The sequence below is a fragment of the Pseudomonas sp. JBR1 genome, from assembly GCF_028198185.1.
GTDB lineage: Bacteria > Pseudomonadota > Gammaproteobacteria > Pseudomonadales > Pseudomonadaceae > Chryseomonas > Chryseomonas oryzihabitans_E.
In genome coordinates, this window is the sequence record NZ_CP116340.1 from 1,073,777 (window position 1) to 1,093,262 (window position 19,486).

Below are 19,486 nucleotides of genomic sequence, written 5' to 3' on the forward strand. Positions count from 1 at the left end.
CCCGGAGTCCGCCATGGCCAATCTGCCCCTCTACCAGAACTACATCGATGGCCGTTTCCTGCCGGCCGCCGAGGACTTTCTCGTCCATAACCCGGCCACCGGCGAGGCCCTGGCCCGGGTGCCGGCGTCCAGTCGCGAAGACGTCGATCAGGCCATCGCCGCCGCCCGCCGTGCCCAGAAGGCCTGGGCGCGCAAGCCAGCCATCGAGCGCGCCGGCTATCTGCGGCGCATCGCGGCAAAGCTGCGTGAGCATGCACCGCGGCTGGCCCAGACAATCGTCGGTGAACAGGGCAAGGTCCGTGGCCTGGCCGAAGTGGAGGTCAATTTCACCGCCGACTATCTCGACTACATGGCCGAGTGGGCGCGGCGCATAGAAGGCGAGATCATCACCAGCGACCGGCCCGACGAGCAGATCTTTCTGCTGCGCAAGCCACTGGGCGTGGTAGCCGGCATCCTGCCCTGGAACTTCCCCTTCTTTCTCATCGCCCGCAAGCTGGCACCGGCGCTGATCACCGGCAACACCATCGTGATCAAACCCAGCGAGGAAACCCCGATCAATGCCCATGAATTCGCCCGCCTGGTGGCCGAGACCGACTTGCCGCCCGGGGTCTTCAACCTGGTCAGCGGCGCCGGGGCCATAGGTGGCCAGCTCAGTGCCCACGCCGGCATCGACATGGTCAGCTTCACCGGCAGCGTCGCTACCGGCTCGCGGATCATGGCCGCTGCGGCACCGAATCTGACCAAGCTCAACCTGGAGCTAGGCGGCAAGGCGCCGGCCATCGTCCTGGCCGATGCCGACCTGGACCTGGCGGTCCGGGCGATCCGCGATTCGCGCATCATCAACACTGGCCAGGTGTGCAACTGCGCCGAGCGCGTCTATGTGGAGCGCGCGGTGGCCGAGGACTTCATCGAGCGCATCGGCCGCGCCATGGCCGCCACTCGCTATGGCGACCCCCAGGCTGATGCTGGCGTGGAGATGGGGCCGTTGATCAACGCCGCCGGCCTGGACAAGGTGGCGGCCAAGGTCGATGTCGCCCTCGGCCAGGGCGCTCGCCTCGTCACCGGCGGCAGCCGCGCCGACCTGGGTCGCGGCTTTCACTTCCAGCCCACGGTACTGGCGGACTGTCGCGCTGAGATGCCGATCATGCGCGAGGAGATCTTCGGCCCGGTGCTGCCGATCCAGGTGGTGGACGATCTCGACGAGGCCATCGCCCTGGCCAACGACTGCGAATACGGCCTGACCTCCTCCGTCTATACGCGCAGCCTGAGCAAGGCCATGCACGCCATGCGCGAGATCGACTTCGGCGAGACCTACATCAACCGGGAAAACTTCGAGGCCATGCAGGGCTTTCACGCCGGGGTGCGCAAGTCCGGCATCGGTGGTGCCGACGGCAAGCACGGGCTCTATGAGTACACCCACACCCAGGTGGTCTATCTGCAGGGCTAGGGGTCGAGGCTGGTGACTACCCGCTTCGCTCGAATGTTCCTGGGCGAACGCGGGTCGAAACAGGCGCAATCCAAGATCAGGCACGGGCCAGCGGCCCCAGGGAGACCAGATGCAGAACTACCACATCGTACCTACCGACACCGGCTGGGAATTCAAAGAGGAACATGGCGATCGTGCCCTGCTCAAGGCGTCGACCAAGGACGCCATCGTCCACCAGGCGGCGCAATACCTGGATGGCAAGACCGGCAGCGTCAAGATCCACACCAGCGACGGTCGTATCGAGGAAGAGCGTACCTATCCACGCAGTGCGGATCCGGCCCAGTCCAAGGGCTGACGCGTCAGGACCTTGCTGCTGAGCACGGCAGGGTCCTGCTTTGACCGCATTCCCCTCGCCTACCATCCGTAGCGGTGGTATACCGTAAGACCATAACAATCAGAATGGCGGTCAAGCGAGGTCAGCATGAATTCATCTCCGCGTTTCTGCTGCCAGTGCGGCAGTGCCGAACTCCGACGTGGCCGGCCCGTTGGGGATAGCCACGAGCGGCTGCTGTGCGGCGCCTGCGGTCATGTGCTCTACGACAATCCGCGAGTGATCGCAGGCTGCCTGGTGGAGCACGAGGGACGCTACCTGCTCTGCCGCCGGGCCATCGAGCCACGCCGGGGCTACTGGACACTACCAGCAGGCTTCATGGAGAACGACGAGAGCGCCGAGCAGGCCGCGCTGCGGGAGACCTGGGAGGAAAGCGGGGTCAGGGCCCGGATCCTCGCGCCCTACTCCATCTTCAATGCGGCGGGCGTCAATCAGGTCTACCTGATCTTCCGCGCCGAATTGGTCGAAATCGACGCCGAGGCTGGCATTGAAACCCTGGAGCGCCGCTTTTTCGCACCGGACGAGTTGCCCTGGGCCGACCTGGCTTATCCCTCGATTCGCCAGATCCTCGAACGCCGGCTTCAAGAACAGGTACAGGGCCATCATGGCCTCTATTTCGGTACCGCCGAAGCCGGACAGTTGCATACCCTTGGCTGACTTGAGCGGGCCCCGTTGGGCTTCAACGATGGAGCCGTTTCAGCCCAACCTACGAGAGGCGTGTAGGTTGGGCTGAGCATAGCGAAGCCCAACACATCCAGACTCGGTGCCTCCCGTTGGGCTTCGACGATGAAGCCGTTTCAGCCCAACCTACGAGAGGCGTGTAGGTTGGGCTGAGCATAGCGAAGCCCAACACATCCAGATTCGGTGCCTCCCGTTGGCCTTCGACGATGGAGCCGTCTCAGCCCAACCTACGTATCTAGCGTAGGTTGGGCTGAGCGTAGCGAAGCCCAACGAACGGGATCAGACGCCCAGGCAGAGGTACTTGATCTCCAGGTATTCCTCGATGCCGTACTTGGAACCCTCGCGGCCCAGGCCCGACGCCTTGACGCCGCCAAAGGGCGCGACTTCGTTGGAGATCAGGCCGGTGTTGATGCCGACCATGCCGTACTCCAGCGCCTCGGCCACGCGGAACACGCGGGACAGGTCGCGGGCATAGAAATAGGAGGCCAGGCCGAACTCGGTGTCGTTGGCCAGCTCGATGACCTCGGCCTCGTCCTTGAAGCGGAACAGCGGCGCCAGCGGGCCAAAGGTCTCTTCCTTGGACACCTTGGCACTCTTGGGCACGTCGGCCAGGATGGTCGGCTCGAAGTAGCTGCCCCCGTTGGCGTGGGCCTTGCCGCCGGCGATGACCTTGGCGCCCTGGCTCACGGCGTCGTCGATGTGCTCCTTGACCTTGGCCGCCGCCTTGGCGTCGATCAGCGGGCCGATGGTGACGCCCTCTTCCAAGCCGTTGCCGACCTTGAGCTTGGCCACCGCGGCCTTGAATTTCTCGGCGAAGGCGTCGTAGACCCCGTCCTGGATATAGAGACGGTTGACGCAGACGCAGGTCTGCCCGGCGTTACGGTACTTGGAGGCGATGGCGCCTTCCACGGCCTTGTCCAGGTCAGCGTCGTCGAAGACGATGAAGGGCGCGTTGCCGCCCAGCTCCAGCGACAGCTTCTTGATGGTGGGGGCGCTCTGCTCCATCAGCTTGGCACCGATCTCGGTGGAGCCGGTAAAGGAGATCTTGCGCACGATGGGGCTTTCGGTCAGCTCGGCGCCGATCTCGGCGGCGGAGCCGGTGACAACGCTCAATACACCCTTGGGAATGCCGGCGCGCTCGGCCAGTTCGACCAAGGCCAGGGCCGAGTACGGGGTCTGGCTGGCGGGCTTGATGACCATGGTGCAGCCGGCGGCCAGGGCCGGGCCGGCCTTGCGGGTGATCATCGCGGTGGGGAAATTCCACGGCGTGATGGCGGCGGTGACGCCGATGGGCTGCTTGATCACCAGGATGCGCTTGTCGGCCTGGTGGCCGGGGATGGTGTCGCCATAGATGCGCTTGGCTTCTTCGGCGAACCACTCGATGAAGGAGGCAGCGTAGGCGATCTCGCCCTTGGCCTCGGCCAGCGGCTTGCCCTGCTCCAGGGTCATCAGCCGGCCCAGGTCATCCTGGTTCTCGATCATCAGCTCGTACCAGCGCCGCAGCTTGGCCGAACGTTCCTTGGCGGTCAGCGCACGCCAGGCCGGCAGCGCACGGTTGGCGGCGTCGATGGCGCGCTTGGTCTCGGCACGGCCGAGCTTGGGAATGGTGCCCAGGGTCTCGCCGGTGGCCGGGTTGTCCACGCTGACGGTGGCACCACTGTCGGCGTCGATCCAGGCGCCGTCGACATAGGCTTGCTGGCGAAACAGGGAAGCGTCTTGCAACATGGTCTGGATTCCTAGCTAGAGAGTTGAAGGCGATTACGAAGGGCTGCTGCGGTCATTGCGGGGACGTCGCCTGCAGACGCGCTACCTGGGCCGGTGAGCCCTGATAGGCCAGCCAGAAATACAGCGGACAGGTCACCAGCAGACCGAACAGCCAGGAGAGGTCGGCGCCTGCCACCAGGTCGGCATAGGGCCCCTTGAACAACGCCGTGTTAGCGAACGGCAGCTGCACCAGGATGCCGACCGCGTAGGCGGCGATGGCATGGCCGTTGAAGCGACCGTAGCGGCCACCGTCGGCGGCGAACAATGAAGGGATGTGGTAGTCGCCGCGCTTGATCAGATAGAAGTCGATGAGATTGATGGAAGCCCAGGGCACCAGGATCATGGTCATGGCCAGTACCAGGCCGATGAATCTTTCGATGAAATCGGCCGAGGCCATGAGCGCCACGCTGCAGCAGCCCACCAGCACCAGGCTGGACAGCACCACCTTGACCTTGACGCCCGGTGTCCAGCCGGCGGCGAAGGTCTGCACGCAGGTGATGATGGCAAGTACCGCGCCATAGAGGTTAAGGGCGTTGTGGCTGATGATGTTGAGCAGGAACAGCACCATCAGCACCGGGCCCAGCCAGCCGGTGGCCTGGGCCACGGCGGCCATGGCGTCGTTACCGGCCGGCACCGCCAGCACCGCCACCACACCAAAGGAAAAGGCCAGGATGGTGCCCAGGGTGGCGCCAAGGTAGGTCGCCCAGAAGGGTCGTGCGATCCCCACCGCTTCCGGGAGATAGCGCGAATAGTCGCTGGTGTAGGGCGAGAAACTCAGTTGCCAGATCACCCCCAGCGACAGCGTAGCGACGAAACCACTGGCATTGAGACCGCCACGGGTCAGGAAGTCCGCGGGTAGCGGCTGGGTCAGCATCATGGCGAAACCCGCCAGCAACCCCGCGCCCATGACCCAGGTACCCCAGCGATTGAGGGTATGGATGCAGCGATAACCGATCACCCCGATGGCCGTGGCGCTCAGGGCGCCGACCACGATGGCCAGCGGCATGGGTACGGCCGGCACCAGGCCTTGGATCGACTTGCCGGCCAGCACCACATTGGAGGTGAAAAAGCCCACGTAGATCAGCGCGGTGACGCAGACGATCAGCAGGGCACCATAGCGACCGAACTGGCCGCGACTCTGCACCATCTGCGGAATGCCCAGCCGCGGTCCCTGGGCCGATGCCAGGGCCAGCACCACCCCGCCGAGCAGATGCCCGAGCACGATGGCCACCAGGCCCCAGGCCAGATTCAGGTGGAAGGTCTGGACCACCATGGCGCCGGTGACGATAGGCAAAGGCGCGATATTGGTGCTGAACCAGAGGGTGAAGAGATCGCGGCTATGGCCGTGGCGTTCGGCCGGGGCGACGTGATCCACGGTATGGGTTTCGATGGCGACGGCGGAGCGAGGGGCTGCGGACATCCAGGAATTCCATTGTTGTAGTTGTGGAAGACGCCTGCTGGACAGGTCGTCCTGGTGAGCAGAAAGTATTACGGTATACCAGATTACACAACCGCCTTTTGGCGTGTGGAAGCGATGTCTGGGGACTGCCGCCGAATCTCGTTACATCTCTGCTTGCCAGCTCACGTATTATGGTATACCAATAAAAACATCGACTGGCTGAGCCGTCGCGTACCGCCAACAAGAGACACCCGAGCCCCGCGCCGAGGTGGAAGACAAGAGGTAGGCTTCTATGAAATTTTCCCTGTTCGTGCACATGGAACGCTGGGACGAAAGCGTCAGCCATCGGCAGCTGTTCGAAGAACTGACCGAGCTGACCCTGATGGCCGAAGCCGGCGGGTTCTGCACCGTCTGGGTCGGTGAGCATCATGCGATGGAATACACCATTTCCCCCAGCCCCATGCCGATCCTGGCCAACCTCGCAGCCCGTACCTCGACCATCCGCCTGGGCGCCGGCACCCTGATCGCGCCCTTCTGGCATCCCCTGCGGGCGGCCGGCGAATGCGCCCTGCTCGACGTGATCAGCGAAGGCCGCATGGAAGTAGGTCTGGCCCGCGGCGCCTACCAGGTGGAATTCGACCGCATGGCCGGTGGCCTGCCTGCCACTGCCGGTGGCAAGCACCTGCGCGAACTGGTGCCAGCGCTGCGCAAGCTCTGGGAGGGCGACTACGCCCACGACGGCGAAGTCTGGCAATTCCCCACCTCCACCAGCGTGCCCAAGCCGGTCGGCACCCCACCGATCTGGATCGCCGCGCGGGACCCGGATTCGCACAACTTCGCCGTGGCCAACGGCTGCAACGTCATGGTCACGCCGCTGATGAAGGGCGATGAGGAAGTGGTCGACCTCAAGCACAAGTTCGACAACGCCCTGGCCAACAATCCCGGCGTCGCCCGGCCCAAGCTGATGGTGCTGCGCCACACCCATGTGCACGCCGCCGAGGAGCCCGAAGGCTGGAAGATCGGCGCCCAGGCCATCGGCCGCTTCTACCGTACCTTCGATGCCTGGTTCGGCAACAAGGAAACCCCGGTCAACGGCTTCCTCGCCCCGAGTCCGGAAGAGAAGTTCGCCGGCCGCCCGGAATTCGAGCTGGAGAACATCCGCAAGAACACCATGATCGGCACGCCGGAAGAGGTGATCGCCCGCCTGCGCCACTACGAGGAACTGGGCGTCGACGAGTTCAGCTTCTGGTGCGACAACAGCCTGCCTTTCGCCGAGAAGAAGAAGTCACTGCAATTGTTCATCGACAAGGTGGCGCCCGCCTTCGCCTGATCCCCGGGCTGCGTAGTGACGCGGCCCTCAACACGCCCAACTGCGTGGCATACCATCATCCAACAGACATCCTAGGAGTCAGCATGAGTTTCGAAATCCGCAAGGTCGTCACCTATCTCGAAGAAACCCATATCGAAGGGGGCAAGGCCACCGACAAGCCGGTGACCATGGCCGGCGTCGCCGTGGTGATCCGCAACCCCTGGGCCGGCCAGGGCTTCGTCGAAGACCTCAAGCCCGAGATCAAGGCCCACTGCTCCGACCTGGGCGCCTTCATCGTCGAGCGCCTGACCTGCGCCATCGGCGGCGCCGAACGCATCGAGGCCTATGGCAAGGCGGCCGTGGTCGGTGCCGACGGCGAGATCGAACACGCCTCGGCGGTGATCCATACCCTGCGATTCGGCAACCACTACCGCGAGGCGGTCCAGGCCAAGAGCTACCTGAGCTTCACCAACAAGCGCGGCGCGCCGGGCACTTCCATCCAGATCCCCATGATGCACAAGGATGACGAGGGCCTGAGATCCCACTACATCACGCTGGAAATGCGCATCGAGGATGCCCCGCGGGCCGACGAGATCGTGGTGGTGCTGGGCGCTGCCGATGGTGGCCGCCTGCATCCGCGCATCGGCAACCGCTACATCGACCTCGAGGAACTCGCGGCTGAAAAGGCGCGCTGAGGAGAACCCGCGAATGATCCGGTCTACAGACGCCAAGACCCCCGCCGGCACCGCCTACCGCATCGCCGGCGATGGCAGCCCCCTCGTCCTGATCCACGGGGTGGGGCTCAGCAAGGACATGTGGGGCGGTCAACTCGCGGGGCTCGCACCACGCTACCAGGTGATCGCCTATGACATGCTCGGCCATGGCGAGAGCCAGCGCCCGGCGGCGCAGGCGACGCTCGACGACTATGCCGCGCAGCTCACCGAACTGCTCGATCACCTGGGGCTGGAAACGGCCGTGGTGGTCGGCTTCTCCATGGGCGGCCTGATCGCCCGGGCCTTCGCCCTGAGCCATCCGCAGCGGCTGGACGCGCTGGTGATCCTCAACAGCGTGTTCAATCGCTCGGTGGAGCAACGCAGTGGAGTTCTGGAGCGGAGCCGCCAGGCCGAACTCGAAGGCCCCGACGCCAATCTCGATAGCGCCCTGGCCCGCTGGTTCAGCCGCGAGTACCAAGGCGCCAACCCGGCGCAGATCCAGGCGCTGCGTCAAGCCTTCGCCAGCAACGACCCCCAGGGCTATCTGACCACCTACGCCCTGTTCGCCACCCAGGACCGCTACGGTGCCGAGCGGCTGGACAGCCTCCAGGTGCCCACCCTGGTGGCTACCGGCGAGCTGGACAGCGGCTCGACCCCGGAGATGGCGCGCCAGCTGGCCGCACGGATTCCGCACGCGCGCACTGCTGTGCTGGCCGACCAGCGCCATATGATGCCGGTCGAGTCACCCAAGCTGGTCAACGCCCTGTTGCTGGACTTCCTCGACGACGCCCTGGCCAAGGCCCCTTCCACTTCCATCAAGGGATACGTGGCATGACCCTGCAACGTTTTCAGATGTGCATCGACGGCGAATGGACCGCGGCCCAGTCGGGCCGTACCTTCGCCAGTCTCGATCCGGCCACCGCGACCGCCTGGGCGGAATTGCCCGACGCCGACGCCGACGACGTCGACCGCGCCGTCCAGGCCGCCCAGCGAGCCTTCGAGGCGCCGGCCTGGCGTGGTCTGACCGCCAGCGCCCGCGGCAAGCTCTTGCGCCGGCTGGGCGATCTCATCGCCGCCAACAAGGAGGCCCTCGCCCAGCTGGAAAGCCGCGACAACGGCAAGCTGATCCGCGAGACCCGCGGCCAGGTCGGCTACCTGCCGGAATTCTTCCACTACACGGCGGGCCTCGCCGACAAGCTCGAAGGCGGCACCCTGCCCCTCGACAAGACCGACCTCTTCGCCTACACGGTGCATGAACCCCTGGGCGTGATCGCCGGCATCGTGCCCTGGAACAGCCCGCTGTACCTGACCGCCATCAAGGTCGCCCCGGCCCTGGCCGCTGGCAACACCGTGGTGATCAAGCCGTCCGAGCACGCCTCGGCCACCATCCTGGAGCTGGCGCGACTGGCCCTCGAAGCCGGCATTCCGCCCGGCGTGTTCAACGTGGTGACCGGCTATGGTCCGGGCGCCGGCGCGGCCCTCACCCGCCATCCGCTGGTGCGCAAGATCGCCTTCACCGGTGGCGCCGCCACGGCCCGCCACGTGGTCCGCGCCAGCGCCGAGAACTTCGCCAAGGTGAGCCTGGAGCTGGGCGGCAAGTCGCCCAACATCATCTTCGCCGACGCCGACCTCGATAGCGCGGTCAACGGCGCGGTGGCCGGTATCTATGCCGCCTCCGGGCAGAGTTGCGTGGCCGGCTCGCGGCTGCTGGTGCAGGACGAGATCTACGACGAATTCGTCACCCGGCTGGTAGAGCGCGCCCAGCGCATCCGCATCGGCAATCCCCAGGACGATGCCAGCGAGATGGGCCCGATGGCCACCGAGCAGCAGCTTGCCATCGTCGAGCAGCTGGTAGAAGCGGCCCTGGCCGAAGGCGCGACGCTGCGCCTGGGCGGCAAGCGACCCGACACCGGCAGCGCCGGCTGGTACTACGAACCCACCCTGCTGGAATGCGACCGGCACTCGCTGCGCATCATGCAGGAGGAAGTCTTCGGCCCGGTGGCCGCGGTGATCCGCTTCAAGGACGAGGCCGAGGCCCTGCGCCTGGCCAACGACAGTGAGCTGGGACTCGCCGCTGGCATCTGGACCCGCGACCTGGGCCGTGCCCATCGCCTGGCGCGGGACATCCGCTCCGGCATCATCTGGGTCAACACCTATCGCGCGGTCTCGGCCATGGCACCGATCGGCGGTTTCAAGAACAGCGGCTACGGCCGCGAGAGCGGCATCGACTCGGTTCTGGCCTATACCGAAACCAAAACGGTATGGATCAATCTGTCCCAGGCACCGATGCCCGATCCCTTTGTAATGCGTTAAACGAGGTTGGCAGTCATGATCGATCCCGCAATCTACAAGCAAGTGATGGGCGCCTTTCCGTCCGGCGTCACCGTGGTCACCACCCTGGATGCCGAAGGCAACCTCGCCGGCCTGACCGCCAGTGCCTTCAGCGCCCTGTCGCTGGATCCGGCGCTGGTGCTCTTCTGTCCCAACTACAGCTCCGATACCTACCCCCTGCTGCGTGACGGCAAGGGTTTCGCCATCCACCTGCTGAGCGCCGAACAACAGCGTATCGCCTACGCCTTCGCCAGCAAGGGCAAGGACAAGACCCAGGGCATCGAATGGACGCGCAGCGCCCTGGGCAATCCGCTGCTGGCCGACGCCACGGCGGTGATCGAGTGCGAGCTGTGGCGCGAGTACGACGGGGGCGACCACGCCATCATCGTCGGGGCGGTGAAGAATCTCATCGTGCCGGACCAGGAGGTGATCCCGATGCTCTATCACCGGGGCCGGATGGGCGCCGCACCGATCTATGCCTGAACGGAAGGGCCCATGAACGCCCGCAGGGGGCATGCTAGACTTGCCCTCTTCCGCCCTGGCGAGCACGCAGGCCCCACGTAGTCGCGTGCCTCGTCGTCGCCTGTAGAACCGGTCCGCCAGAGAGCCCCATGAGACGCGCGCAACTAGACGACAGCTTCAAGATCACCCGCAGCCCGGTCACCCTGCGTGAAATGGTGTGCAATCGCCTGCGCCAGGCGATCCTGAACTTCCAGTTGCTGCCGGGTGACCGCCTGGTGGAGCGCGATCTCTGCGACCGCCTAGGCGTGAGCCGCACCTCGGTGCGCGAAGCCCTGCGTCATCTCGAATCCGAAGGCCTGGTGGAATTCGCCGATGCCCGCGGGCCGCGCGTCGCCATCATCACCCTGGAGGATGCCTGCGACCTCTATGAGCTGCGTTGCGTGCTGGAAGGCCTGATCGTGCAACTCTTCACCTTGCGCGCCGGCCCCCGGGAAATCGAGGCGCTGGAACAGGCCCTCGAGGAGAACCGCAAGGCCCTGGAGGGCGCCGAACTGCCAGAGGTCATCGAGACCGTGCAGAACTTCTACAACGTGCTCATGGAGGGCTGCGGCAACCGCGTCGCCGCCACCCAGCTGCGCCAGTTGCAGGCGCGGGTGAGCTACCTGAGGGCCACTTCGGTGTCCCAGGCCAATCGCCGTCAGGCGAGCAACGCAGAGATGGAGCGCATGGTCGCCGCCATCCGCAGTGGCGATGCCCTGGCCGCCCACCAGGCTTCGGTCGATCACGTCCGCGCCGCCGCCCAGGTCGCCCTCGACTACCTGCAGCGGCAACAGGAGCACCAGGGCGAACAGGCCCGTGAGCTGTTCATCCCCCGCGTGCAGGACGAGCCGCGCATCGAACGCTAGCCGTCTTCGGCCAGACCCGGCAGTGCCGTGCCTGGCCGCCTCTCTCAGAGTCCTTCGACGATGAAGATCTCGGCCCGGGCCGCCGTCTGCCGGTGCCCGCAGGCGTCCTGATACTCCGCCGAGCGATAGCAGGCCAGGGCCTGTTCGTAGGAATCGAACTCGATCACGACCCGGCGCGTCGCCCAGCCCTCTCCCTCCAGCTGCTCGGCGCGTCCGCCCCGCGCGAGGAAGCGTCCGCCATAGCGGGCGAAGGCCGCAGGGGCGCGCTCCGTATAGCCGCGATAAGCCTCGGGATCGGTCACATCGACCTCTGCAATCCAATAACCTTTCATGGCGCTTTGCCTCTTTCGCTACGTTTTGTCTCATGGTATACCAGATTACATAACAATCCAGAACCCTGAGAGGTAGCCGTGGCCATCCATCCCATCGAAGCGATCATCGAGGATTTCCGTGCCGGCAAGATGGTCATCCTGGTCGATGACGAAGACCGCGAGAACGAAGGTGACATCCTGCTCGCCGCCGATGCCTGCACCCCTGCCGCGATCAGCTTCATGGCTCGCGAAGCCCGCGGCCTGATCTGCCTGACGCTGACCGAGGAACGCTGCCGCCAGCTCAACCTGATGCAGATGGTCAGTGACAACGGCACCGTCCACGGCACCGCCTTCACCGTGTCCATCGAAGCCGCTACCGGCGTCACTACCGGCATCTCGGCCGCCGACCGGGCGCGCACCATCGAAGCCGCGGTGGCACCGGATGCCACCGCGCGGGACCTGGTCCAGCCCGGCCACATCTTTCCGCTACGTGCCCGCGACGGCGGCGTGCTGACCCGTGCCGGCCATACCGAGGCCGGTTGCGACCTGGCGCGCCTGGCCGGTCGCGACCCTTCCGCCGTCATCGTCGAGGTGATGAACGACGACGGCAGCATGGCCCGGCGTCCGGATCTGGAGCGTTTCGGCGAACGCCACGGCATCAAGCTGGGCACCATCGCCGACCTCATCCATTACCGACTGCGCCACGAGCACACCGTCACCCGCATCGGCGAGAGCGAATTGCCCACCGTGCACGGCACCTTCCGCCTGCTGACCTACGAAGACCGCATCGAAGGCGGCGTCCACCTGGCCATGGTGATGGGCGACATCGACCGCGAGACCCCTACCCTGGTTCGCGTCCATGCCCTGGACCCCCTGCGCGACCTGGTCGGTGCCGAATACAGCGGACCGCCGAGCTGGACCCTGTGGGCTGCCTTGGAACGCGTCGCCCAGGAAGGCCACGGCATCGTGGTGGTGCTGGCCAACCACGAATCCTCCCAGGCGCTACTGGCCCGGGTGCCCTCGCTGACCCAGCCCAAGCGGCTGTTCGAACGCTCCCAGTCGCGCATCTATGCCGAGGTAGGCACCGGTGCGCAGATCCTGCAGGACCTGGGCGTCGGGCGCATCCGTCACCTGGGTCTGCCCCTGCGCTACGCCGGCCTGACCGGGTACGAACTGGAGATCGTCGAGACCCTGCCTTTTCCTGGCTGAAGCCCCTTCCAGAGGCCTCTGGCAGACTTGCAAAAAGTTTGGAATACCATAATATCGAATGACAATCTGACCCGTTCGACAGGGTCGACAGCTCTACTTCGAGGTGCCGCTATCCACCTCGAATCGCACGACTCCTACAAGGCCGCGGCACCTCTGCTGCGCCGATCCAATAACAAAAGAGGGCGTCACGATGTTGCTGAAGCTTAAAGTCGTCTCTGTGGTCGCTGCCGGCCTGTTGACTACGCTGGCCCTTCCGGCCCAGGCCGAAAGTCTCAACTTCACCAGCTGGGGCGGTACCACCCAGGACGCCCAGAAGCAGGCCTGGGCCGAACCCTTCACCAAGCAGACCGGCATCCAGGTGGTGCAGGACGGCCCCACCGACTACGGCAAACTCCAGGCCATGGTGCAAAGCGGCAACGTCCAATGGGACGTGGTCGACGTGGAAGCCGATTTCGCCCTGCGCGCCGCCCAGCAGGGCCTGCTCGAACCCCTGGATTTCAAGACCATCGATCGCACCAAGATCGATCCGCGCTTCGTCAATGACCATGCGGTGGGCTCCTTCTTCTTCTCCTTCGTGCTCGGCTACAACCAGGGCAAGCTCGGCAGCAAGCAGCCGCAGGACTGGTCGGCGCTGTTCGATACCACCACCTACCCCGGCAAGCGTGCGCTCTACAAATGGCCGAGCCCCGGCGTACTGGAGCTGGCCCTGCTGGCCGACGGCGTACCCAAGGACAAGCTCTATCCCCTAGACCTGGACCGCGCCTTCAAGAAGCTCGACACCATCAAGAAGAACATCGTCTGGTGGGGCGGCGGCGCCCAGTCCCAGCAGTTGCTCGCCTCCGGCGAAGCGACCTTGGGACAATTCTGGAACGGTCGCGTCCACGCCCTGCAGCAGGACGGCGCGCCAGTAGGCGTGAGCTGGAAACAGAACCTGGTCATGGCCGACATGCTGGTGGTGCCCAAGGGCGCCAAGAACAAGGACGCCGCGATGAAATTCCTCGCCGAGGCCAGCAGCGCTCGCGGCCAGGCGGATTTTGCCAATCTCACCGCCTATGCGCCGGTCAACGTCGACAGCATCGCCAAGCTGACCCCGGACCTGGCCAAGAATCTGCCCACCGCCTACGGCAGTGAGCAGGTCACCCTGGACTTCGCCTACTGGGCCCAGCACGGTGGCGAGATCGCCAGCCGCTGGAACGAATGGCTGGTGAAATGACATGTCTGCCTCCAGCTCCAGCCGGGCGGTGCTCGGCACTGCCAAGGACCGCCGTGCGCTGAACGATCCGGCGCGGACCCGGGGTGAACGCGCCGTCCGCTGGAAGGGCGCGAGTCACCTCGTCCCTGCCCTGCTGTTCCTTGGCCTGTTCTTCCTGGTCCCGTTGATCGGCCTGCTGCTGCGCGGCGTCCTCGAACCCACGCCGGGCCTGGGCAACTACCAGACCCTGTTCGCCAATGGTGCCTATGCCCAGGTGCTGCTCAACACCTTTGGGGTCGCTGCCCTGGTGACCCTGTTCAGCGTGCTGATCGGCTTTCCGTTGGCCTGGACCATCACCCTGATGCCCCGCGGCTGGGGCCGGGTGCTGTTCAACATCGTGCTGCTGTCGATGTGGACCAGCCTGCTGGCCCGTACCTACGCCTGGCTGGTGCTCTTGCAGGGCTCGGGGGTGATCAACAAGCTGCTCATGGCGGTGGGCCTGATCGACGAACCCCTGGCGCTGGTCAACAACCTCACCGGGGTGGTGATCGGCATGACCTACATCATGATCCCCTTCATCGTGCTGCCGCTGCAGGCAACGTTGCAGGCCATGGACCCCATGGTGCTGCAGGCCGGCGCCATCTGCGGCGCCAGCCCCTGGACCAACTTCCGCAAGGTGTTCCTGCCCATGTGCCGCTCGGGCCTGGGCTCTGGCGCACTGATGGTATTCGTCATGTCGCTCGGCTACTACGTTACCCCGGCGCTGCTGGGCGGAGCGCAGAACATGATGCTGCCGGAGTTCATCATCCAGCAGGTGCAGTCCTTCCTCAACTGGGGCCTGGCCAGCGCCGCCGCGGCCTTGCTGATCGTCATCGCCCTGGTGCTGTTCGCCCTCTATCTCAGGTTGCAACCGGAATCCCCGGTCGACCCCCAGAACGCGAGGTAACCCCATGCTGCTGACTCCCAGTGCCCTCGGCTGGCGGCTGCGCGGTGGCCTGCTGCTGATCACCGGCGCCATCGCCGCGGTGCTCCTGCTGCCCATCGTCTTCATCGTGCTGCTGTCGTTCGGCTCGTCCCAATGGCTGGTCTTTCCGCCGCCCGGCTGGACGCTCAAGTGGTACCAGCAATTCTTTTCCAACCCGGAGTGGATGCAGGCGGCCCTGGCGAGCCTCAAGGTGGCGCTGCTGACCACCCTGGTTTCGGTAGCCCTGGCGGTGCCTTGCGCCTTCGCCCTGGTGCGCGGCAAGTTTCCCGGGCGCAAGACGCTCTATGCGGTCTTCACCCTGCCGATGATCGTGCCACTGGTGGTGATCGCCGTGGCCATCTATGCCCTGTTCCTGCGCCTGGGCTACACCGGCACCCTGCTGGCCTTCGTGGTCAGCCACGTGATCGTCGCCCTGCCCTTTGCCCTGATCGCTGTCATCAACTCGCTCAAGCTGTTCGATCAGTCCATCGAGGATGCAGCGGTGATCTGCGGCGCCTCGCGCCTGCAGGCCATCTACCGGGTGACCCTGCCGGGGATCTGGCCGGGGGTGTTCGCCGGCGCCCTATTCGCCTTCCTGGTGTCCTGGGACGAGGTGGTGCTGAGCGTGATGATGGCCAGCCCCAACCTGCAGACCCTGCCGGTGAAGATGTGGGCGACGCTGCGCCAGGACCTGACACCGGTGATCGCCGTGGCCTCCACGGTGCTGATCGGCCTTTCCCTGCTGGTGATGCTCGCGGCTGCCCTGCTGCGCCGCCGCCAACCCCTTTCCCGCTGAGCTCCCGGAGCCTGCCATGAGCGCCGTACTCCAGAACAACGCCCCCGCGGCCCCGCTGGTCCGCCTGCAGAACCTGAACAAGCACTACGGCGATTTCACCGCCGTGGATGATCTCTCGCTGGACATCCAGGAGGGCGAGTTCCTCACCTTCCTCGGCTCCAGCGGCTCCGGCAAGTCCACCACCCTGTCGATGCTTGCTGGCTTCGAGACGCCCAGTTCCGGCGCCATCAGCGTGGCTGGCCGCTCGCTGCTGCGGGTCCCACCGCACCAGCGCGACATCGGCATGGTGTTCCAGCGCTATTCGCTGTTTCCGCACCTGTCGGTGCGCGACAACATCGGCTTCCCCCTGGATATCCGCAAGATCGGCGCCGCCGAGCGCAACCAGAAGGTCGACGCCATGCTGCGACTGGTGCAGCTCGAAGCCTTCGCCCATCGGCGTCCCGCGCAACTTTCCGGCGGCCAGCAGCAGCGGGTGGCCATCGCCCGGGCGCTGGTCTACGAACCACGCATCCTGCTGATGGACGAACCCCTGGGCGCGCTGGACAAGAAGCTGCGTGAAGACCTGCAGGACGAGCTGCGCCAGCTGCACCGTCGCCTGGGCATCACCATCGTCTACGTGACCCATGACCAGGAGGAGGCGCTGCGGCTATCCCAGCGCATCGCCATCTTCAGCCACGGGCGCATCGTCGGCCTGGGCAGTGGCTACGACCTCTACCAGAATCCGCCGAACGCCTTCGTCGCCGCCTTTCTCGGCAACTCCAATTTCCTGCGCGTGACCGCGCGCGCCCAGGCGCACTGCGCGTTCGAAGGCCAGGAACTGGCGATGCGGCCCACCGCCAGCGTCAGACCGAACCAGGAACTGCTCCTGATGCTGCGCCCGGAAAAGCTGCAGCTGCTGACCACCGAGCAGGCGGCTACCCTGCCCATGCCGGCGGGCTGGAACGAGATTCCGGCTCGGGTGGGCGAGGCCCTCTTCCTCGGGGAAAGCCAGAGCTGCGTGCTGCAGACCGCGGGCGGCGCCCAGCTGATGGTCAAGTCTCTGGCCCACACCCAGGGCCTGCAACCTGGCCAGGTGGTGCGCCTGCGCTGGGCCGCCAGCGACGCTTGCGTCTACACCGAGTGGAACGATGCCGACCTGACCAAGGCCGCCGCCCACTGAGGCCGGAGAGCGGGCCTCGCGCGTCCGCCTCTACCCGGCCGCCGATACCAGAAACTGCCGAAACGCCTGGGCGCCGGGTCCCAGGCGCTCCTCGGGGCTCCAGATCAACCCCAGCTCCATGGGCGGGATGGCATCGGCCACCGGGCGCGCTTCCAGCTTGCGGCCTTCCAGGGACCAGCCGCGATAGAGCATGTCGGACAGGATGGTCACGCCAAAGCCGTGGGCGACCAGGCCGCGCAGGGATTCCATGGACGAGGTCTTGAACACCACGTTGGGTTCCAGGCCGGCCGCGCGCCAGTAGCGCAGGGTGGAGGTTTCCCCTTCGTCCACCGTGGCGAGGATATAGGGATAGGGCGCGATGTCGGCCAGGCTGACCTGCTCCGGAGCGAGCAAGGGATGGGCGCTGGGCAACCAGAGCTGGCGCGGCGAACGCATCAGCAGATGGCGCTCGAAGGGCTGGGCGGCGTCGACGTTGGAGATGACCGTGAGGCCGAGCTCCAGGGTGCCATCGTTGATGCCCGCCTCGATACTGGGTCTGTCCATGTCGCGCAGGTCGATGTCGATCTGCGGATAGCTGCGCTTGAAGCGCGCCAAGAGGGTCGGCAGGTAGTAGCCGAGCACCGCATAGGAAGCCCCGACCCGGGCCTGGCCGGTCAGGGCATGGCTCTGGAACAGCGGCTGACTCACGGCGTCCTGCAGGGTATCGAGGATGTGCCGGGCATGGTGATAGAACTGGTGCCCCTCGGCGGTCAGCTTGACTCCATGGGGCAATCGCTCGAACAACCGCACCGCAAGCATCGTCTCCAACTGGCTGACCGCCGTGGTCACGGCCGACTGGCTGACGTTGACCGCGCTGGCGGCCAGGGAAAACTGGCTGTTCTCGGCGGCGGCGACGAAATAGCGCAGTTGCCGCATCGAGATGTCCTTGTGCAGTGCCATCTGATTTTCCAATACCTGGATTCTATTTTTATCGTTTCACGATAGCGCATTTCTCCTCCTAGACTCAGAGGCACAGGCGCCGCCTTCCTCTCGCGGTCGCCATGACAAGAATAATGAACAGGAGGACGGACCATGCGCGCCCTGGCGCCATCGCTCCGCATGCGCGTCTCCCCCGCGCCCATAGCGTGCCGTCGGCAGCCACGTCCGACGCCTTTCCTGCCCGTGCTCCCGAGCCGCGCAGGATCCTGCTTGCCAGGTCATCTTCCGGTATTCCCTCTTGGCCCTGGTACGCCCGGCGCTGCCCCGCTGCGCCCGTACGGCCTCCTGTGCCCTCTCCTCACCCGCCAATCCCAACAACAGGTGACCCCATGAGCTATCCGAGTCTCAACTTCGCCCTGGGCGAGACCCTCGATCTGCTGCGCGATCAGGTGCGCGTCCTGGTCACGCGCGAGGTGGCACCGCGCGCGGGCGAGATCGATGCCAGCAACAGTTTCCCCATGGACCTCTGGCGCACCTTTGGCGACCTCGGGCTGCTTGGCATCACCGTGGGGGAAGAATACGGCGGCTCGGGACTTGGCTACCTGGCCCATGCGGTGGCCATGGAGGAGATCAGCCGCGGCTCGGCTTCGGTGGCCCTCTCCTATGGCGCCCACTCCAATCTCTGCGTCAACCAGATCCATCGCAACGGCACCGCCGCGCAGAAGGCGCGCTACCTGCCCAGGCTGGTCAGCGGCGAGCACATCGGCGCCCTGGCCATGAGCGAGCCCAATGCCGGCTCGGACGTAGTCTCCATGAAGCTGCGCGCCGAGCGGCGTGGCGATCGCTTCGTGCTCAATGGCAGCAAGACCTGGATCACCAACGGCCCCGATGCTCACACTTATGTCATCTACGCCAAGACCGAACCGGAACAAGGCGCCCATGGCATCACCGCCTTTATCGTCGAGCGTGACTGGACCGGTTTCAGCCGCGGCAGCAAGTTCGACAAGCTGGGCATGCGCGGCTCCAACACCTGCGAGCTGTTCTTCGACGACGTCGAGGTGCCGGAGGACAACGTGCTGGGACAGGTGAACGGGGGCGTGAAGGTGCTCATGAGCGGCCTGGACTATGAGCGGGTGGTCCTCGCCGGTGGCCCGGTGGGCATCATGCAGGCCTGCCTGGACGTGGTCCTGCCCTATATCCACGACCGCCGGCAATTCGGCCAGAGCATCGGCGAATTCCAGCTGATCCAGGGCAAGGTGGCCGACCTCTACACTGGCCTCAATGCCAGCCGCGCCTATCTCTATGCCGTGGCCCAAGCCTGCGACCGTGGCGAGACCACCCGCAAGGACGCTGCCGGGGTGATTCTCTACACCGCCGAGAAGGCCACCCAGATGGCCTTGGAAGCCATCCAGATACTGGGTGGCAACGGCTATATCAACGAGTACCCCACCGGCCGCCTGCTACGCGACGCCAAGCTCTATGAGATCGGCGCCGGCACCAGCGAGATCCGCCGCATGCTGATCGGGCGCGAGCTGTTCAACGAAACCCGGTGAGGA

At 65.6% G+C, this 19,486-nt stretch carries 19 protein-coding genes; 15 read left to right on the forward strand and 4 right to left on the reverse strand.

Annotation, left to right across the window (positions count from 1 at the left end; genetic code table 11):
- Nucleotides 1-13: 13 nt before the first annotated feature.
- The 3 genes from aldA (at nt 14) to PJ259_RS05210 (ending at nt 2,474) form a co-directional block, all read left to right on the forward strand.
- Nucleotides 14-1,447: an aldehyde dehydrogenase gene (gene aldA / locus PJ259_RS05200; protein WP_271654984.1), complete on the forward strand. Its 1,434-nt coding sequence runs from the start codon at nt 14-16 to the stop codon at nt 1,445-1,447.
- A gap of 109 nt (nt 1,448-1,556) precedes the next feature.
- Nucleotides 1,557-1,781 (forward strand): DUF2188 domain-containing protein, encoded by a 225-nt coding sequence (locus tag PJ259_RS05205; RefSeq protein ID WP_059315031.1) that lies wholly within the window; start codon nt 1,557-1,559, stop codon nt 1,779-1,781.
- A 126-nt stretch (nt 1,782-1,907) separates the two neighbouring features.
- Nucleotides 1,908-2,474: an NUDIX hydrolase gene (locus PJ259_RS05210; protein WP_271654985.1), complete on the forward strand. Its 567-nt coding sequence runs from the start codon at nt 1,908-1,910 to the stop codon at nt 2,472-2,474.
- Between the two features lie 303 nt (nt 2,475-2,777).
- On the opposite strand, the gene gabD is transcribed toward PJ259_RS05210, so the two are convergent.
- Nucleotides 2,778-4,223 (reverse strand): NADP-dependent succinate-semialdehyde dehydrogenase, encoded by a 1,446-nt coding sequence (gene gabD / locus PJ259_RS05215; RefSeq protein WP_144958833.1) that lies wholly within the window; start codon nt 4,221-4,223, stop codon nt 2,778-2,780.
- A 52-nt stretch (nt 4,224-4,275) separates the two neighbouring features.
- Nucleotides 4,276-5,682: a purine-cytosine permease family protein gene (locus tag PJ259_RS05220; protein WP_271654986.1), complete on the reverse strand. Its 1,407-nt coding sequence runs from the start codon at nt 5,680-5,682 to the stop codon at nt 4,276-4,278.
- Between the two features lie 271 nt (nt 5,683-5,953).
- On the opposite strand from PJ259_RS05220, the gene PJ259_RS05225 reads away from it, so the two are divergent.
- The 6 genes from PJ259_RS05225 to PJ259_RS05250 all read left to right on the forward strand — a co-directional run bounded on the left by PJ259_RS05225 (nt 5,954) and on the right by PJ259_RS05250 (nt 11,381).
- Nucleotides 5,954-6,991: an LLM class flavin-dependent oxidoreductase gene (locus tag PJ259_RS05225; RefSeq protein WP_059315034.1), complete on the forward strand. Its 1,038-nt coding sequence runs from the start codon at nt 5,954-5,956 to the stop codon at nt 6,989-6,991.
- Between the two features lie 83 nt (nt 6,992-7,074).
- Nucleotides 7,075-7,665 carry an amino acid synthesis family protein gene (locus tag PJ259_RS05230; protein WP_271654987.1) on the forward strand — a complete coding sequence of 197 codons (591 nt, stop codon included), beginning with the start codon at nt 7,075-7,077 and terminating at the stop codon, nt 7,663-7,665.
- A 13-nt stretch (nt 7,666-7,678) separates the two neighbouring features.
- The gene (locus PJ259_RS05235) at nt 7,679-8,518 is read left to right on the forward strand and encodes an alpha/beta fold hydrolase (RefSeq protein WP_271654988.1); all 840 of its coding nucleotides are present in this window, start codon (nt 7,679-7,681) and stop codon (nt 8,516-8,518) included.
- Nucleotides 8,515-9,996: an aldehyde dehydrogenase gene (locus tag PJ259_RS05240; RefSeq protein ID WP_271654989.1), complete on the forward strand. Its 1,482-nt coding sequence runs from the start codon at nt 8,515-8,517 to the stop codon at nt 9,994-9,996. The genes PJ259_RS05235 and PJ259_RS05240 overlap by 4 nt, the downstream gene beginning before the upstream one ends.
- Before the next feature lie 15 nt (nt 9,997-10,011).
- A complete protein-coding gene (locus PJ259_RS05245; protein ID WP_059315038.1) occupies nt 10,012-10,497 on the forward strand; it encodes a flavin reductase family protein in 486 nt (161 codons plus the stop codon).
- Between the two features lie 128 nt (nt 10,498-10,625).
- Complete coding sequence (locus tag PJ259_RS05250) at nt 10,626-11,381, forward strand: GntR family transcriptional regulator (RefSeq protein ID WP_059315039.1); 756 nt, start codon at nt 10,626-10,628, stop codon at nt 11,379-11,381.
- A gap of 44 nt (nt 11,382-11,425) precedes the next feature.
- Here PJ259_RS05250 and PJ259_RS05255 read toward each other — a convergent pair whose 3' ends face one another.
- Nucleotides 11,426-11,713 (reverse strand): DUF1330 domain-containing protein, encoded by a 288-nt coding sequence (locus PJ259_RS05255; protein ID WP_059315040.1) that lies wholly within the window; start codon nt 11,711-11,713, stop codon nt 11,426-11,428.
- Nucleotides 11,714-11,791: 78 nt separating this feature from the next.
- On the opposite strand from PJ259_RS05255, the gene ribBA reads away from it, so the two are divergent.
- The 5 genes from ribBA to PJ259_RS05280 all read left to right on the forward strand — a co-directional run bounded on the left by ribBA (nt 11,792) and on the right by PJ259_RS05280 (nt 17,012).
- Nucleotides 11,792-12,901, forward strand: coding sequence for a bifunctional 3,4-dihydroxy-2-butanone-4-phosphate synthase/GTP cyclohydrolase II (gene ribBA, locus PJ259_RS05260; RefSeq protein WP_257705970.1), 1,110 nt, complete (start codon nt 11,792-11,794; stop codon nt 12,899-12,901).
- A gap of 190 nt (nt 12,902-13,091) precedes the next feature.
- Nucleotides 13,092-14,114, forward strand: coding sequence for an ABC transporter substrate-binding protein (locus PJ259_RS05265; protein ID WP_257705969.1), 1,023 nt, complete (start codon nt 13,092-13,094; stop codon nt 14,112-14,114).
- A gap of 1 nt (nt 14,115) precedes the next feature.
- Nucleotides 14,116-15,039, forward strand: coding sequence for an ABC transporter permease (locus PJ259_RS05270; RefSeq protein WP_271654990.1), 924 nt, complete (start codon nt 14,116-14,118; stop codon nt 15,037-15,039).
- 4 nt (nt 15,040-15,043) lie between these two features.
- Nucleotides 15,044-15,853 carry an ABC transporter permease gene (locus PJ259_RS05275; protein ID WP_257705968.1) on the forward strand — a complete coding sequence of 270 codons (810 nt, stop codon included), beginning with the start codon at nt 15,044-15,046 and terminating at the stop codon, nt 15,851-15,853.
- 16 nt (nt 15,854-15,869) lie between these two features.
- Entirely contained in the window at nt 15,870-17,012 is a 1,143-nt protein-coding gene (locus PJ259_RS05280; RefSeq protein WP_271654991.1) for an ABC transporter ATP-binding protein, read from the forward strand.
- 30 nt (nt 17,013-17,042) lie between these two features.
- Here the strand turns inward: PJ259_RS05280 and PJ259_RS05285 are convergent, their stop codons facing one another.
- On the reverse strand, nt 17,043-17,951 hold the full coding sequence (locus PJ259_RS05285; protein WP_160922563.1) for a LysR family transcriptional regulator: 909 nt from the start codon (nt 17,949-17,951) through the stop codon (nt 17,043-17,045).
- A gap of 368 nt (nt 17,952-18,319) precedes the next feature.
- Between PJ259_RS05285 and PJ259_RS05290 the strand changes: the two genes are divergently transcribed.
- A complete protein-coding gene (locus PJ259_RS05290; RefSeq protein WP_271654992.1) occupies nt 18,320-19,483 on the forward strand; it encodes an isovaleryl-CoA dehydrogenase in 1,164 nt (387 codons plus the stop codon).
- The last annotated feature ends 3 nt before the right edge of the window (nt 19,484-19,486 follow it).